Source organism: Micromonospora sp. NPDC049101, from assembly GCF_040648675.1.
Taxonomy (GTDB): Bacteria; Actinomycetota; Actinomycetes; order Mycobacteriales; family Micromonosporaceae; genus Micromonospora.
The window spans coordinates 306100-322029 of the sequence record NZ_JBEZED010000006.1 but is presented as its reverse complement, the minus strand read 5'-3'; the positions used below and the strand labels follow the sequence as shown (position 1 = coordinate 322029).

At 68.9% G+C, this 15930-nt stretch carries 13 protein-coding genes and 3 pseudogenes; 7 read left to right on the top strand and 9 right to left on the bottom strand.

Annotated elements, in window-relative coordinates; all coding sequences use genetic code 11:
* Positions 1-15 precede the first annotated feature (15 nt).
* Positions 16-1125, bottom strand: a complete 1110-nt coding sequence (dapC, locus tag AB0B57_RS11335; RefSeq protein WP_357067897.1) for a succinyldiaminopimelate transaminase — start codon at positions 1123-1125, stop codon at positions 16-18.
* The gene (gene fdxA / locus AB0B57_RS11330; protein WP_091422126.1) at positions 1122-1448 is read right to left on the bottom strand and encodes a ferredoxin; all 327 of its coding nucleotides are present in this window, start codon (positions 1446-1448) and stop codon (positions 1122-1124) included. Before fdxA ends, dapC begins: the two co-directional genes overlap by 4 nt.
* A gap of 79 nt (positions 1449-1527) precedes the next feature.
* On the opposite strand from fdxA, the gene AB0B57_RS11325 reads away from it, so the two are divergent.
* On the top strand, positions 1528-2577 hold the full coding sequence (locus AB0B57_RS11325; RefSeq protein WP_357067837.1) for a GNAT family N-acetyltransferase: 1050 nt from the start codon (positions 1528-1530) through the stop codon (positions 2575-2577).
* Between the two features lie 395 nt (positions 2578-2972).
* Here AB0B57_RS11325 and AB0B57_RS11320 read toward each other — a convergent pair whose 3' ends face one another.
* From AB0B57_RS11320 to mshB, 3 genes are all read right to left on the bottom strand, one after another.
* On the bottom strand, positions 2973-3437 hold the full coding sequence (locus tag AB0B57_RS11320) for a hypothetical protein (protein ID WP_357067835.1): 465 nt from the start codon (positions 3435-3437) through the stop codon (positions 2973-2975).
* 65 nt (positions 3438-3502) lie between these two features.
* A complete protein-coding gene (locus tag AB0B57_RS11315; RefSeq protein WP_357067833.1) occupies positions 3503-3952 on the bottom strand; it encodes a hypothetical protein in 450 nt (149 codons plus the stop codon).
* A gap of 14 nt (positions 3953-3966) precedes the next feature.
* Entirely contained in the window at positions 3967-5043 is a 1077-nt protein-coding gene (gene mshB / locus AB0B57_RS11310; protein WP_357067831.1) for an N-acetyl-1-D-myo-inositol-2-amino-2-deoxy-alpha-D-glucopyranoside deacetylase, read from the bottom strand.
* An 86-nt stretch (positions 5044-5129) separates the two neighbouring features.
* On the opposite strand from mshB, the gene AB0B57_RS11305 reads away from it, so the two are divergent.
* The 3 genes from AB0B57_RS11305 (at position 5130) to AB0B57_RS11295 (ending at position 9383) form a co-directional block, all read left to right on the top strand.
* Positions 5130-7274 carry a prolyl oligopeptidase family serine peptidase gene (locus AB0B57_RS11305; RefSeq protein WP_357067829.1) on the top strand — a complete coding sequence of 715 codons (2145 nt, stop codon included), beginning with the start codon at positions 5130-5132 and terminating at the stop codon, positions 7272-7274.
* Between the two features lie 126 nt (positions 7275-7400).
* On the top strand, positions 7401-8315 hold the full coding sequence (locus AB0B57_RS11300) for an alpha/beta hydrolase (protein ID WP_357067827.1): 915 nt from the start codon (positions 7401-7403) through the stop codon (positions 8313-8315).
* 81 nt (positions 8316-8396) lie between these two features.
* Entirely contained in the window at positions 8397-9383 is a 987-nt protein-coding gene (locus AB0B57_RS11295) for a MerR family transcriptional regulator (RefSeq protein WP_357067825.1), read from the top strand.
* Positions 9384-9446: 63 nt separating this feature from the next.
* On the opposite strand, the gene AB0B57_RS11290 is transcribed toward AB0B57_RS11295, so the two are convergent.
* Positions 9447-9935 (bottom strand): MarR family transcriptional regulator, encoded by a 489-nt coding sequence (locus AB0B57_RS11290; protein ID WP_357067823.1) that lies wholly within the window; start codon positions 9933-9935, stop codon positions 9447-9449.
* Positions 9936-10052: 117 nt separating this feature from the next.
* Between AB0B57_RS11290 and AB0B57_RS11285 the strand changes: the two genes are divergently transcribed.
* On the top strand, positions 10053-10508 hold the full coding sequence (locus AB0B57_RS11285; protein WP_357067821.1) for an SgcJ/EcaC family oxidoreductase: 456 nt from the start codon (positions 10053-10055) through the stop codon (positions 10506-10508).
* Positions 10509-10639: 131 nt separating this feature from the next.
* Here AB0B57_RS11285 and AB0B57_RS11280 read toward each other — a convergent pair.
* A pseudogene (locus AB0B57_RS11280) lies at positions 10640-10783 on the bottom strand (helix-turn-helix domain-containing protein); the annotation flags it as partial.
* A gap of 369 nt (positions 10784-11152) precedes the next feature.
* A pseudogene (locus AB0B57_RS11275) lies at positions 11153-11284 on the bottom strand (transcriptional regulator); the annotation flags it as partial.
* Between the two features lie 404 nt (positions 11285-11688).
* Between AB0B57_RS11275 and AB0B57_RS11270 the strand changes: the two are divergent.
* Entirely contained in the window at positions 11689-14445 is a 2757-nt protein-coding gene (locus AB0B57_RS11270) for an ATP-binding protein (protein ID WP_357067819.1), read from the top strand.
* Between the two features lie 65 nt (positions 14446-14510).
* Entirely contained in the window at positions 14511-15029 is a 519-nt protein-coding gene (locus tag AB0B57_RS11265; protein ID WP_357067816.1) for a hypothetical protein, read from the top strand.
* Between the two features lie 100 nt (positions 15030-15129).
* Here AB0B57_RS11265 and AB0B57_RS11260 read toward each other — a convergent pair.
* Positions 15130-15710 (bottom strand): annotated as a pseudogene (locus AB0B57_RS11260) (transcriptional regulator); the annotation flags it as partial.
* Positions 15711-15930: the final 220 nt, after the last annotated feature.

Below are 15930 nucleotides of genomic sequence, written 5' to 3'. Positions count from 1 at the left end.
CCGCCCGGAGCGCGATCAGGCCTGGGCGAGGCGGGCCGCGACCCCGGCGATGTGCTCGTCGGACTCGGTCAGCGCCGCCCGTACGTGCTGTTGGCCGCCGGGACCGTAGAAGGCGCCGGCGGCGACCAGGATGCCGCGCCGAGCCAGCCAGTCGACGGTCTGCCAGCAGTCCTCACCTCGGGTCAACCAGAGGTAGAGACCCGCCTCGGAGTGCTCGACGGTGAACCCGGCACCGGTGAACGCGGCGGCCAGCACCTCCCGCCGGGCGCGGTAACGCTCCCGCTGTTCCTCGGCGTGTCGCTCGTCCTCCAGTGCCGCCACCATGGCCGCCTGCACCGGCGCGGGCACGATCATCCCCGCGTGTTTGCGCACCTTCAGCAGCTCGGCGACGAGCGCCGGGTCACCGGCGACGAAGCCGGCCCGGTAGCCGGCGAGGTTGGACCGCTTGGACAGCGAGTGCAGGGCGAGCAGCCCGGCATAGCTGCCACCGCTGACCTGCGGCGACAGCACCGAAACCGGATCGGCCGACCAGCCGAGCGGCAGGTAGCACTCGTCGCTGGCGACCACCGCCCCGCGTTCCCGAGCCCAGTCGACCACCTTGCGCAGATGCGCCGCGGGCAGCACCCGACCCGTCGGGTTGCCGGGCGAGTTGACCCACACCAGGCGGACCCGCGGGGTCGGCCCCAGCGAGGTGAGCGAGTCGGTGCGCACGACAGTCGCGCCGGCCAACCGGGCACCGTCCTCGTAGGTGGGGTACGCGATCGACGGCACCACCACCACGTCACCCGAGCCGATGCCGAGCAGGGTCGGCAGCCAGGCGACCATCTCCTTGGAGCCGATGGTCGGCAGCACACCGAGACCGTCGACCCCGGCACCACAGGCCCGGGACACCCACGCCGCGATCGCGGCCCGCAACGCCTGCGTGCCGGCGGTCAGCGGGTAACCGGGAGCATCGGACGCGTCAGCCAACGCCCGCCGGATCACCTCGGGCACCGGGTCGACCGGCGTACCCATGGAGAGGTTGATCAGGCCCTCCGGATGCGCCGCGGCCAGCGTGGCCGCGGCGTCCAGGGTGTCCCAGGTGAACTCGGGCAGTCGCGACGAGACCGGCGCGGGCCGGTTCAGTGGCCCTCGCCGCGCGGCGGCTGCGCGGCGACGAAGGTGGCGTCCTTCTCCACCTTGCCGATCTTCGAGGCGCCGCCGGGCGAGCCCAGCTCCTCGAAGAACTCGTAGTTGGCGCCGGTGTAGTCCTTCCACTGCTCCGGGACGTCGTCCTCGTAGAAGATCGCCTCCACCGGGCAGACCGGCTCACAGGCACCACAGTCGACGCACTCGTCGGGGTGGATGTAGAGCATCCGATTGCCCTCGTAAATGCAGTCGACCGGGCATTCCTCGATGCATGCCTTGTCGAGCACATCCACGCACGGCTCGGCGATGATGTAGGTCACCGGTCTTCTCCTCCGCAAGACACGCCGCGATCACCCGCGACAGTAAGAGCCTAGTATCTCGCCGGGGAGGGGGTCGATCGTGCTCCGACAGCAGGATGTGGGACACCGAATCGTAGTCCGCCGGATTGTGGGGATTCGCGAAGGCCGCCCGCTCTTCTCCGACGCCCTCGGCGAGCTGGTCGAGCTGAGCGAGACTCATCTCACGCTCTCCACCGCGCAGGGCCAACTGCGGGTCCCGGTGGCACAGGTCCACCGCGCCAAGCGGGTGCCACCCACCCGCCGGCCAACCGCCGCGGCGGTCGTGGCACTGGAACGGGCCGCCGACGAGGCCTGGCCGGCACCGACCCGGGGCCAACTCGGTGACTGGCTGCTCCGCGCCGCCGACGGCTGGACCGGGCGGGCCAACTCGGCGCTGCCGATCGGCGACCCTGACCGGCCGCTGCCCGCCGCCGTGGACGCGGTCGAACGCTGGTACTCCGAACAGGGCCAACCACCCATCATCAACACGCCACTGCCACTCGCCGCCCCGGTCGGCGCCGAGTTGGACACCCGCGGCTGGGCCGCCCGCCCGCCGGTCCTGGTCCAGACCGCCCCGCTCCCCCTACCGGCGCCAGCGGCCAGCTCACCGCCCGGCAACGCGCCGGTCGCCCGCCATACCCCCGCAACCGCCGGTCAGCACACCGACCAGCCCGGCACCACCGTTGCGGATGCCGATCGGTGGAACAGTGCGGTCGTCGAGCTGGCCGCCGCGCCGAGCGCGGAGTGGCTGGCCGTCGCGGCCGGCCGCAAGGGCGGCCTGCCGGACGCCGCCCGGCACGTGCTCACCGCCGTGGGCCAGGTTCGCTTCGCCCACGTGTACGACGACGGCACACTGGTGGCGGTCGGCCGAGGCACGGTGACCGGCCAGGGGCGTTGGCTGGGCCTCAGCCTGATCGAGGTGTTGCCGGTGGCCCGCCGTCAGGGACTGGCCAGTCGGGTGATCCACGAGTTGGCCGCCTGGGGCGTGTCGGCCGGTGCGACGCACGCGTTCCTCCAGGTCGAGCAGCACAACACCGCGGCGGTCGCGCTCTACCGGCGGCTGGGCTTCACCACGCACCACACCTACCTGACCCGAGTCGCCCCGCACTGACCCCGACCGGAACGCAGGGCGAACCCGCAAACGTGCGGGCCAGCCACACGCGGCGAGCCGGCACGCGGCCAGCCTGGCACGTGGCCCGCCGACACGTGGCCAGCCCGACACCTGGCCAGCCCGACACGCGGCAAGCCCGGCACCGTGATCGACTCGACTTTCAGGAAATCGCGGCATCTACCTGCCCAGGACGCCCCGATTTGACGAAATCCGAGTTGATCAACAGGAAGTCGGGGCATCCGCTCGCCCGGGACAGCCCGACTTCATGAAAACCGAGTTGATCAAGCCGCGAGCCCGACAGTGCACGCCCGCACAAGCCCGGAGGCACGCCAACTACGAACCCCACTGCCCCGACGACGCACGGCCCACTCACCCGAGTGGTGCGTTCGGGCGGGTCAGCGGCGGACGACGCGGCGGGGTTTGGCGGCTTTGACCTCGGCGTACCGCTTGAGCTGCCAGGAGCGGTAGTCACGCCCCAGCGCGGTGAGCACCAGGTAGCCGATCAGCACGCCGGCGCTGGCGGCGAGCAGGTACAGCCAGATCTGGGCGAAGAACGTCGGCGCGCCCCCGTCGAACGGGTTGTGACCGATCAGGAGGGGCCCGACCAGCACGGTCAACACCATTGCCGCGAGCACCACGAGGGCCATGTCGGCCGCCCAGTCCGCGAGTGGCCGGCGACGACCCCAGCGGAAGGCGACCACGGCCAGGGTCAGCCCGATCACCGCGAACATCGCCAGCGACACCCGGTCGGCGACGGTGTCGTCATCCTCGAAGCCGAGCCGGATGATCAGCCGGGCGACCACGTTGACCGCGAACAGTGCTGCCACGAGCACACCGATATCGCGCCACCGTCTGTCCATCGCCAGCCCTCCTGCCGTACGCCCCGTCGCGGGGCTCAGATCCCTGGCTGGAATATCTACCACCCTTACCTGGGTGGCGTCATCAGCCCGAGCGTGGCGGGCGGGGCGAGAATCTGCCGGAAGCCCATCACCGCGAAGGTCATCGCACCGGCCACGATCATGGCGAGGCCGACCCAGTTGTCGCCGGCCAGCAGCAGGTCACCCTCGTTGGTCCGGATGGCGGCTACCACCATCAGCGCAAACCACGGCACCGCCGGCAGCGCAACCGCCCACCTGCGGCCGACCGCCGCGTACGCGAACCAGCTCAGCGCGATGTTGGCGCCGACGGCGAGGAGTGCCGAGACGCCGATCAACTGCCCACCGACGCGGACCGTGGCGAGCAGCAGTTCGAGCACCCCGCTCAGCACTCCGGCGACCACTACGACGATCGCACCGGCCACCCGCAGGCCCAGGTCCAGCAGTCGCGGCGGCGGCCCCGCCGGGGGCGGGGCATCCTGGTCGTCCAGAACCGTCATCGACGCGGGCAGAGTCACCGAAGACCCGCCGCCGAGACCGAAGACCGGTCCGGGGCGTCCTCGACCGAAGACCGATCCGCACCAGCCCCGGCCGTAGACCGGCCCGCACCAGCCGCAGACCGGACCGCACCAGCCGCAGACCGATCCGTACCAGCCCCAACCACAGACCCGCCCACACCAGCCCCGACCGCAGACCGGGTCGGTGCGGTCTCCTCGGGGAGCCCGGCGAAGAGGTCGTCCTCCCAGCCGTACGGCCCGGAGCCCGGGCCCTTCTCGCCGACCGCGAGGGTGAAGAACTCCACGCCCATGAACTCGCCGCCGAAGTTACCGGCGATCGAGTAGAGCCAGGAGGTGGCCGGGATCTGGGTGGCGTGCGCCCGCATCGCGGCCTCCTTGGCCGTGTGCTCGTCGGTGCCGTCGATCCGGGCGGCGATCTGGGCGTCCGGAGTGCCGAAGGGCAGGTCGGCGATGTCCGCGATGCCGCCGAACGGGTTGTCGGAGGACTCCGCGAAGTGCGCCATGCCGGCTTCCAGGACGCTGAGCGGCAGGGCGGTCCAGTAGACCTTCAGCGGGGCGCAGCCCTCGGCGGCGGCCAACTCGACAGCGCGCATCGCCACCCGGTGGGCCTGGATGTGGTCGGGGTGGCCGTAGAAGCCGTCCGGGTCGTACGTGATCAGCACCTGCGGGCGTACCTCCCGCATGATCTCCACCAGGTGCCCGGCGGCCTCGTCGAGGTCGGCCTGCCAGAAGGCGCGGGGGTGGTCGTTGGTTTCGAGCCCCATCATTCCCGAGTCGCGGTAGCGGCCGGCCCCGCCCAGGAAGCGGTGGTCGCTGACGCCGAGCGCGGCGCAGGCGGCGGCCAGCTCGGCGATCCGGTACCCGCCGAGCTGGTCGGCCTCGGCGGCGGCGAGTTGGGCCAGCGCCGGGACGTGGATCTCGCCCTCCTCGCCGAGGGTGCAGGTCACCAGCGTGACGTGGGCGCCGTTGGCGGCGTAGTGGGCCATCGTCGAGCCGGTGCCGATCGACTCGTCGTCGGGGTGCGCGTGGACCAGCAACAGGCGGCGGTCGGGCAGCGTCGTCACGACGGTCACTCTAACCGGCAGTCAGGGCCCGCCGACGCTGACGCGTCCGCCCAGGTCGGCCACATCACCTCGCGTACGGCTCTACGATCTGGTCTGTGGACTTTCCGGAGCTGGCCGCCCGCACCCGCCGGTTCAGCCACGGCGCGCCGCGCGCTGTCTCCGTGGCTGAGGACGGCTCCCGGGTGATCTTCCTGCGCTCGGCCGGGCCGGAGGATCCGGCGGACGCGCTCTGGCTGCTGGACGTGGCCACCGCCGAGGAACGCCTGGTCGCCGACCCGGCGACCCTGCTGGGCGAGGGCGGAGACGTCCGGTCGCTCTCACCTGGCGAACGCGCGCTGCGCGAGCGGCTGCGGCTCAGCGCCGCCGGCATCGGCTCGTACGCGCTGGACGCCGCCGGTCGGATCGCGGTGTTCGCGCTGGCCGGGCGGTTGTTCCGGGCGGATCTGGTGCACGGCGACGTGGTGGAGGTGGCCGCCGTCGGCCCGGTGCTGGACCCACGTCCGGACCCGACCGGGCAACGGTTGGCGTACGTGACCGACGCGGGCGAGGGTGTGCGCCGGGGTGAGCTGCGGGTGATCGAGACGGACGGCACCGACACCCTGCTGGCCGGCGAGGACGCCGGGGTGAGCTGGGGGTTGGCCGAGCACATCGCGGCGGAGGAGTTCGGCCGGTTCCGTGGCTACTGGTGGGCGCCGGACGGGCGCTCGGTGCTCGCGGCCCGGGTCGACGAGTCCCGCCTGGACCGCTGGCACCTGCACGACCCGGCCCAGCCGGGCAGCCCGCCGACCGCCGTCGCGTACCCCCGGGCTGGTGGCCCGAACGCGGAGGTCAGCCTGCACCTGCTGGACCTCGATGACGGCTGGGTCGACGTGCACTGGGACCGGGAGACCTACCCGTACCTGACCTCGGTCAACTGGGTCGAGGGCAGCCCGTTGATCACTGTGCTGCGCCGTTCGCAGCAGCACGGGCTGGTGCTGGCGGTCGACCCCCGTACGGGTGAGACGCAGGTGCACGCCGAGCTGGCCGATCCGCGCTGGGTCGAGCCGATCGCCGGCACCCCGGCGCACCTGCCGGACGGCCGGGTGCTGGTCGGCGGGGAGTTGGCACACGACGGGTACGACGCACGGTGCCTGTTCGCCGACGGCACCCTGCTCACTCCGCCGTCGCTGTACGTGCGGCGGGTGGTGGGTCGCCTGTCGGCCGGTTCCGGCCCGGCCGATCTGCTGGTCGAGGCCAGCGATGGTGAGCCGAGCGAGCGGCATCTGTTCCGGATCCGCACCACCATCGGCGGTGGGGTGGACGCGCGCCGGATCACCACCGACTCGGGTTGGCACACCGCTGCCGTGGGCGGTGACGTGCTGGCCGTCGGGGTCGCGTCACTGGACCACGCCGGGGTGCGGTGGACGATCCGGCGCGGCGACCAGGAGCTCGCCGAGTTGCGGTCGTTGGCCGCCACCCCGCCGTATTCGCCGTTGCCGCTGCTGGAACGGGTGACCGACCGACGGTTGCCGGCGGCGGTGCTCTACCCGGACAACCACGTGACGGGCCGGCGGCTGCCGGTGCTGCTGGACATCTACGGCGGGCCGGGGCACCAGGAGGTCGTGGCGGCGCGGGCCGCGTGGCTGGAGCGGCAGTGGTGGGCCGATGCCGGGTTCGCGGTGGTCACCATCGACAACCGGGGTACGCCGGGAGTGGCCCCGTCGTTCGAGAAGGCGATCCACCGGCGGGTGGCCGACGTGGTCCTCACCGACCAGATCGACGCCCTGACCGCGCTCGCCGGGAAGCACCCCGACCTGGACATGGGGCGGGTGGGGGTGCGTGGTTGGTCGTTCGGCGGGTGGCTGGCCGGGTTGGCGGTGCTGCGCCACCCGGAGCTGTTCCGGTGCGGGATCGCGGGTGCGCCGGTGACCGACTGGGCGCTGTACGACACCGCGTACACCGAGCGTTATCTGGGGTTACCGGAGGACGGCACGGACGTCTACGCGCACCACTCGCTCGTCGAGTTGGCCGCCGAGCCGATCACTGGCCCGAACCAGACCCGCCCGTTACTGCTGGTGCACGGCCTGGCCGACGACAACGTGGTGGCCGCGCACACGCTGCGACTCTCCGCGGCCCTGCTGAGCACCGGCCGCCCGCACGCCGTGCTGCCGCTGACCGGGGCCACCCACCTGGCCGCGAACGGCACCGCCGAGCGACTGCTTCCGCTGGAGCTTGATTTCCTCCGTACCCATCTGCTTTGACGCAGCATTCGATAAACGGTTTCGGCATACCGCGCCCCGGTCGCATGCCATGCTGACCGAAGCGGGACCCGGCAGAGCGATTCCCCAGGGTGGCACCGCTTTCCCTTGTGCCGAAAGGACTCCATCATGGTGGGCATTGCGCAGAAACCCTCGGTCGCCGCCGTTCAGGAAGGCGAGTTTCCGGTCACGCACTTTCGCACGACGACCGTAAACGGAATCGACATCTTCTATCGCGAGGCCGGGCCGGCCGACGGTCCCGTCCTTCTGCTGCTGCACGGATTTCCCACGGCGTCCTCGCAGTTCCGCCACCTGATCCCCCTGCTCGCGGACCGGTACCGGGTGATCGCACCGGACTTCCCGGGTTTCGGCCACAGCGCCAGCCCGGACCGGTCGTCGTTCGACTACACGTTCGCCAACTTCGCCGACCTGATGGAAGGGCTGCTCGGCCAGCTCGGCGTGGATCGGTACGCGCTCTACTGCTTCGACTACGGGGCACCGACCGGCTATCGGCTGGCCCTCAAGGGGCCCGAACGGGTCAGCGCGCTCATCGTGCAGAACGGCAACGCGTACGAAGAGGGCCTGAGCGCATTCTGGGATCCGATCAAGGCCTACTGGGCAGAGAAGACCGACGAGCGCCGCCAGGCCATCGCGTTCATCCTCAACCCCGACACGGTCAAGCAGCAGTACACGGCAGGGGTGAAGGACCCCAGCCGGCTCGACCCCGACCGGTGGGCCCACGACGACGCGCAGCTCGCCCGCCCCGGCAACGCGGACATCCAGCTTGATCTGTTCTACGACTACGGCAGCAACGTCACGTTGTACCCGGAGTTCCACGCCTTCTTCCGCGACCACCAGCCGCCGACGCTGATCATCTGGGGCCAGAACGACCCGGTCTTCCCGGCCGCTGGCGCCCACCCCTATCGCAAGGACCTGCCGTCGGCCGAGTTCCACCTGCTCGACACCGGCCACTTCCTGCTGGAGGACAGGCTCGACGTCGCCGCGCCGATGATCCACGACTTCCTGGACCGCTCCATCGGCTGATCAGCACTGGCTGGTCCTCGGCGCGGCCCGCTGGACCAGGGGCTTGCATCTCAAGCCGCTTGAGATCGCATAGTGGGCGTCGTGGACAGAGACGAGCTGTACCCCATCGGGGATGTCGCCCGGCGGACCGGCCTGAGCGTCAGCGCCGTCCGGTACTACGCGGACGCCGGTGTCGTCACGCCGGCCGCCAGCACCCCGGCCGGCCACCGCCTGTACGACGTGGCGGCCATCGCCCGGCTGGAACTGGTTCGGACGCTTCGGGAACTCGACGCCGGCCTGGACGAGATCCGGCGGGTGCTGGCCGGCGAGGCGACACTGCGCGAACTGGCCGCCACCCACCTGTCCCTGCTGGCCCGGCAGGAGGCACGCCTGCGCAGCCGGCGGGCGGTGCTGTCGGCCATCCTGCGGCAGGACTCCACTGCCGAGCAGGTCACGCTGATGCACAAGCTGGTCGGCATGCCGGACGAGGAACGCGATCGACTGATCGACGAGTTCTGGGCCGAGGTCACCACCGGCTGGGAGCCGCCGGAGCGGATGGTCGACTGGTGGCGGGCGGCCCGACCGCAGCTGCCCGACCATCCCACCGCGGCCCAGTTGGAGGCGTGGATCGAGCTGGCCGAGCTGGTCCGGGACACCGAGGTCCGGCAGGCCGTGCGCCGTGAGCTGCACGAGGCGTGCACCACCGGCGCCGGGCCGCTGATGACCTCGTCGCCGATGTTGGACGCCCTGGAAGCGGGCGCGGCGATCGGCCAGCCGGTGCTGGACGCGGCGCGCGAGCAGGTGCCGCCGGACTCACCCAGGGGGCGGGAGATCGCCGAGGCGTGGATGGGGTGGCTGACCGGCATCTTCGCGACACCGGACAGCCCCGGGATACCGGACACACCCGAGTTTCGGATCCAGGCCGCGGACCAGATGCGCAAGGGCGCGGAGTGGGACCGCATGCCGCCGGAGGGACCATTCGACACCTACGTGGAGCTGGTCACCGCCGTGAACGACGTACCGCCGGAGCGATTCCCGTACGAGTGGCTGGCCGCGGCACTGCGCGCGTCCGTCGTACCGGCCCCCTGACCGGCGACATCCGCCCGCTCTCCCCTGCCTGGCACTGGTGCCGGATCCTCGCCACCGGCGTGGTCAGGACGGAGGGCCGCCGCGGTCGGCCGCCCGTGCGCGCACCTCGCGCGTGGCGGTGAGTAGCGCATCAGCAGCGCGGTCGAAATAGTCGAACAGCACCGCCAACTCCTCTGGCCGGTACTGCTGGAACAGCTCGCCCAGCCGCTGCCGGGCCGGGCCGACGATGGTGTCCACGTCGAGCGTGGGCACGGGTTCCACAAGCACCCGTCGCCGGTCGGCCGGGTCGGCGGTTCGCCGTACGTGCCCTGCCCGTTCCAGCCTGTCGATCAGCCGGGTGGTCGCGCCGGTGGTCAACCCGGTGCGCTCGGCCAGCTCGCCGGAGGCCAGCCGGCCGGCAAGATTCAGGACGCTGAGTGCCGCCCAGTCGGTGCTGTGCAGCCCTGCCGCGTCCGCAGCGGCCTGCGTGTGCGCGGTGACCGCGTCGAGGTAGCGCCGGAACGACTCATGGGCGCCCTCGGGAAGACCGGGCGGTGGCGTGGCGTCGGTCATGGCGGGACGGCTCCTTCTGCGCTAATCTCTGCATGCGTGCAGAGATTGCATGCGCGCAACCTCTGTCTGCACGAAGCCAATATAGGCATCGGCGGCGACAACCCGGAAGGAAAACCGATGAGCCACTCCGACCGCGGCACCGACCTGGCGGCGATCGCCGAGGTCATGGACGCGATCGCGCGCGCCTGGGACGCCGCCGACGCCGACGCGTTCGGGCGCTCCTTCACCGAGGACGCGTCGTACGTGACATTCGTCGGCACCCTCTACCGCGGCCGGGCCGACATCACCGAGGGCCACCGTGCCCTGTTCCGTGCCTTCACCAAGGGCACCCGGATGGCCTCGGAAACTCTCAGCACCACATTCCTCGGCCCCGACATCGCGGTCGTGGTCGGCCGGGGCGACACCTACAAGGGCCGCCGCCGGCCCGCCCTCGCCAAAATCCAGACCTACACCCTGGTACGCCAACCAGCGGGCTGGCGGGTCGCTGCCTTCCACAACACCCGCCGGCGCTCACTGATGGAGGCAGTGCAGTTCCGCTTCGCTCCCGGCACCCGCCCGGCGGCGACAGCGTAAGCCGTGCGGCCGGACGTTCACGACCACGCTCACAGCACCCCGAGGCCGATGGCGAGTGGGTGATCGTGGCTGGGGCGTCCGGGTCCCGGGCGACCTGGGCGACCACCTCTCGTGCGGGTGGCCGGTGGCGGATCCAGGGACCGAACCCCACGCTCGACCTTGTCCACCCAGCTCTTCGACTTCCCCAACCGATCCGCGAACGACTGTTGCGACAACCTCCGCCGCACCCGCAGGTACGCCACCCGACGACCGATCGGCACCGGCTCACCGCCCATCACGCCACCGCCGATCCGGCACGGCCCGAGTCGTCTCGTCCACCGGTATCCGCTCCGCCTCAGCCTGCGCGAGCAACCGACGTTTGGCCTCTTCGCGTTCGTCAGCGTCGATCTGCTCGCCCCGGCTCTGTGCCAATTCGGGCTGCGTACGGCCCACCTGCGACCTCCCTGGGAGTCGCGGCTGCGGTGCTCTGGAGTGAACTACCGTTGCCGCAAGACTGAGGGGCGCGGATCGCAGCAGGACCGATGGCAACATCCGCCGCTCGATCACGCCCTGTAGCCACCTGCTCACTTGGTGAGGGAAGGGCGGCCAGGTACACGAAAGACCAGGTCAGACGGAATCCGGAGGAAGTCGTACGCCCCGGGCGACTACGCGCCAACCAGAGCGGCCAGTTCGGCAAGTTCCTTGGACATCGCCCGCCGACGCCGCTCGGAGATTGACTGGACCATGTCACGGGCATACCGCTGCTGTCGCAGCCAGGCAGGCGCCTGGTCTCGCAGTGAGTGCGCTGGGCGTCGATACTCAAGCGGCCAGAGGCGTCCAGGGCCACGGGTGGAATGCGATGCGCCCGCTGCGACCGTCCGCGCCACTCGAGAGGCATCCGTGCGACCCAGGAGATGTGATGTGATGGCAACCCCTGCCGCTCCTCGCGTCCGGTTCCCGACTCGCGTCGTGAATTGGGGTACGTAGCTCAGTACTATCCGGTGGTTCCAGCGGGCAACCCCGGACGCGGGATGCCATAACCGCCACCAGCCCAAAATACGCAATCCGGAGCAGGCATCGCGACACCCGGCCGGTCGGTAGCCGGCAAAGTACCCAATTAAGTACTCATCTTGCCCTGGTACGAGATGTCGAAGATCGGATGTTGCCGTCAGCCCACACGGTGTGCCAAGGAGCTTCCATTATGATCAACCCTTCAGATCAGGTGTCTTACGAGCATTCGCCGCTTTGGCGGCGAACGCTCGGTGAAGTTCCAGAGGACAACTGGGCAGCGCACCGGACGGGGTTGCGCGCGGCGTATCAACAGTTTCGGTCGGCAGTGGCGCCGCTCGCCAACGAGATCGTACTCTCGATGCCAATGTTCACCGACCACTCCATCTCCCACATTGACGCCCTGTGGGATACCGCCTCTATCGTCTGCGGGGAAGACTTTCCCATCAATCCCGCCGAAGCTTTCGTCCTCGGCGGCGCCTTCCTGATGCACGATCTCGGGATGGGGCTGTGCGCCTATCCAGGCGGCGTAGATCAAGTAATCGCTGATCCTGCCTATCCTGGTCTCCTGACCATCGCGACAGAGCGGCTACAGAACCTGGAGCCCGCTGCTGATCCGGCGGCTGCCGCCGATGTGGCGCAAAAGCAGGCGCTCGTCGAGCTATTGCGTCGGCGCCACGCCGAGCGAGCCCAGCAGTTGCTGCGGACGCCCTTCACAGCGTCAGACGGCAGCGACAACTACCTCTTGTCCGACCTAAGCCTTCGACTCGACTATGGCAGCCTGATCGGCGAGATCGCCGAGAGTCACTGGTGGGACGTGGATCGCTTACGGAATCTGGACCGGGTGCAAGGTTCCCGGCCCGACCATCCGCCAGCCTGGACCGTGGACCCACTAAAGATCGCCTGTGTCCTGCGTTTAGCTGACGCCGCGCACATCGACAGCCGGCGCGCCCCGAGCTATGTGCACGCGTTTCGGCGTCCGACTGGCATCGCTGAGGATCACTGGGTCTTCCAGGAGCGACTGACTCGTCCGCAGTTGGATGACGACCGGCTCGTTTACACGTCGACTCGGCGCTTCGCTGGTGCAGAAGCACCTGCCTGGTGGCTGGCCTACGAGACGATTCAGATGATCGACGGCGAGTTGCGCCGTGTCGACGCACTTTGCGCCGACTTGAAGCGTCCACGTTTCCGCGCCCGGTCGGTCGCTGGGGCCGACTCTCCCGATCGACTTGCCAACCACTTGCAGACCGACAGGTGGCGTCCCATCGATGCACGCGTCAGGGTCACTGACGTCAATAAGGTTGTCGGCAATCTCGGTGGTGAGAAACTGTATGGGAATCGGCCGGATGTGGCCATGCGTGAACTGGTCGCCAATGCTTCTGATGCGACGCTAGCTCGCTCCGCCCGTGAGGGCACGCCACCTGGTGCCGTCACCATCATGCTTGCAATGGAAGGCGGTTCATGGTGGCTGACGGTCGCGGACCAAGGAATCGGTATGCAACCCGACACGATGGTGTCGGCGCTGACAGACTTCGGCTTCTCCCGCTGGCGATCCGCCGACTCATTGATCGAGTACCCGGAATTAAGCCGTTTCCAGCCCACCGGCCGCTTCGGCATCGGCTTCTTCTCGGTCTTCATGATCGCTGACGAGGTGATCGTCCGCAGCCTGGCGCTGGAAGAAGCCGCACGCGACACGCATGTCCTTGAATTCAGCAACGGCGCATCGGTGAGACCATTGCTGCGTGCAGCCGAACGCGCTGAATGGCTCCGGCAGCCCGGAACTGTAATACGAGTGCGACTCAGGCTTGATCCGCGGTCGACAAATGGCCTGTTTCGTAACGCGAGCCAACGCCTAACTCACACGGAATACCTGCATGCGATGGTGCTGCCGATGTGCGCGCTGGCTCGCGTGCATATCGATGTGCAAGGCCCGGATGACCCGGTGCCAGTTCGCTTGGTTCACTCGAATGACTGGGTGACGATCTCGAACTCAGAGTTGTTCGAGCGTATCTATCACCGACCCGATGACACCTACGGGCAACGACTCGGGCTCGATATCTACCGCCAGCGTTTCCTCGACCGTGCGGAGGAGATCCGTGACGAGCAGGGGCGCGTGATCGGCAGGGCCATGATGACGTCAATGTGGGAGGATATCAGCGGTGCGGGTTATTGGATAGCCTGCTTTTCGCACGTTTACGTAGGTGGCCTGCGGTCCGATACTCTTCGGGAGACCATGGGCGTCTTCGTCGGCAACCCTCTCACTGCGGATCGGCTTCGGTCGTTTCCGGAAGCCAATCCCCAGCAGCTGACCCAGTGGGCGGAGTCGCAGGCCGAGAGGGTTAGGCGAAGCTCACCGATGAGTTCGGCACAGCGACAAATGATAGGGAACCTGGGAAGGGCGTTGGGGGCGGTGGCACCACAACTGCCTTGTGCGCTGTCGAATGACAGAGCACTTGACGTAGCAGGCTTGCGACTGTGGCTGGAAGACCGCAGTTGCGTACTCCTGGTCGACGATCGATTCTACGTGCATCACAGGCTGGATGATACCCCGTGGTTCATTTCCTACAGCGGGGGCGAGTTGCAGTTCCCTCGGGACTGTTTGGTCGTTAGCTTCTACTCCGACTGGCTCTACCCGGAAGAGGTGCTGCCACGCCCCAAGGACGAACGCTTCGCTGACACAGAGCTTCAGGGACCAAAGTGGAACGCCCGTAGCTGGTGGTACGACAGCGGCAATTACGGAGCGATCGGTATTGTGGTCCGCACCATCGCGGAGATTTGGCGCCTTGATCTGGCTGAGCTGCTCGATCTGATGGAACCGATGCACCTGGACGAGGACGGCGATGTGCGGTGTCCTGTGCCGCTCGTCGGGGGCGGTGCCGAGCTGGTAGAAATGGTGCAGTTGAAGCGCCCAGATGTTGTGTCGCAGCTGGCACTGGCGGTTGACGCATGAACCGACCACCTCGGCTAGCAAGCTTCGCACGGCTACCAGCGGCGCGGCGCGCCGGCTCGCGCCCGGTGGCGCGGCAGTCCGGTGAGCGCTTGCCCCCGGCAATGTTCTGGGGCCGGAGCCCGGAAAGCGAGGCCGTTCAGGTTCAGTTCCAGTTGGAACGGTACCGCTACATACTGCAGCAGATCCAGGCCGCGAACGAGAATGTTCACCGCTTTCTTGGCATCTATCAGACGCTCGCCACCGCACTCATCGGAGCAGCGTTGGCGATCTTCGTTCGCTACACCGACTGGGGCATTACATCGGAGACTGCCAGAGCGAGCATTCTCGCTCTCATGTGGCTGGTGACTGTTATCGCCGCTTTCACCGTCCTGGTGGTGATCGTAGGCGTTCTGACCTGGCTCGACTACCGCCAGGAAGAATGCCAGTTGTTGTCTGAGGTCCTCCACCCGGAGTTCCGGGCCCCGCCAAGACTCCGAAACTTTTACCGGTGGTACGAGACCTATATCGTGGCCTTCATCGCGGTAACGGTCGCCATGATGTGGTGGTGCGGGACGGAGTTAATTATTCCTTCCATTAAGGCATAGGGCCACGAGATCATCGTCGTCGCCGAGTAACCGGATATGCCGCAATGCGCTGAACAAGCAGGCGGGTGTCCGCTGATCGCGCGTGCCGCCCGCTATCGAGTCACGGGCGGTACGCCTCGTACACCTCACGAAACGCTGCCGCCTCCGCCGTCCCGGTTTGCTCGACCGCCGGAGCACTTCCCGCGCCCGCCACCAGTTCGAGGACACCACCCGCCCCGACCGGACCTCGTCGGCGGCGACGACACTGGCCTCGTCCGGCTGGCCGGCGGCCAACAGTGCCATGGCGAGATCCAGACGGGCGGAAGCAGAGCGCCGTGGCCGCGCACCGCCATCGCCGCGCGGATCCAGTTCCGCCAAGGCAGCCCGGGCCATCTGCTCGGCAGCCGGGTCCCCCGCCCATGCCAGCGTGGTGGCCGTGTACGCCAATGCCTTCGTCGGGTCGTACCGGTAGTGGTGCTCGGCCCGCTCCGGCACTGGCAGGTTCGCCGTCAACCGCTCCAGACGATCCAGCGCCGCACGCGTCCGCCGCACGTCAGCCAACCGCGCCCACACCCGCGCCTCCTGGGCGGTCGCCTGGATGTACGCCGGACCACCCCGAGGAGCAACCCGCTGCGCCTGCCGCGACAGGTCCATCGCCCGCCGGTAGTCGCCCTGGGTGAGCGAGTCCCACGCCCGCGTCTGCTTCCACGTCCAAGGCGACGCTCGACAAGTACAACAGGTCGCCCGAGTAGGACACGTCGTCCATGGCCACCCCACCCGGCCAAGGTGCTACCCACCCGGCGGCGCCTGCCGGATCGTCGCCGCACACTCATTGCCGATGACAACGCACCCGATACGGCCGACGAGAGCACTTCGGGACAGTCAGATCGGGGCTGAGTCGGTAGGGTGCCGTCGTTGGGAC

Excerpts from the sequence above, each read along its gene's own strand:
- AB0B57_RS11320 (WP_357067835.1), bottom strand. The coding sequence starts at position 3,437 with ATGGACAGACGGTGGCGCGATATCGGTGTGCTCGTGGCAGCACTGTTC.
- AB0B57_RS11315 (WP_357067833.1), bottom strand. The coding sequence starts at position 3,952 with ATGACGGTTCTGGACGACCAGGATGCCCCGCCCCCGGCGGGGCCGCCG.
- AB0B57_RS11300 (WP_357067827.1), top strand. The coding sequence starts at position 7,401 with ATGGTGGGCATTGCGCAGAAACCCTCGGTCGCCGCCGTTCAGGAAGGC.
- AB0B57_RS11290 (WP_357067823.1), bottom strand. The coding sequence starts at position 9,935 with ATGACCGACGCCACGCCACCGCCCGGTCTTCCCGAGGGCGCCCATGAG.
- AB0B57_RS11285 (WP_357067821.1), top strand. The coding sequence starts at position 10,053 with ATGAGCCACTCCGACCGCGGCACCGACCTGGCGGCGATCGCCGAGGTC.
- AB0B57_RS11270 (WP_357067819.1), top strand. The coding sequence starts at position 11,689 with ATGATCAACCCTTCAGATCAGGTGTCTTACGAGCATTCGCCGCTTTGG.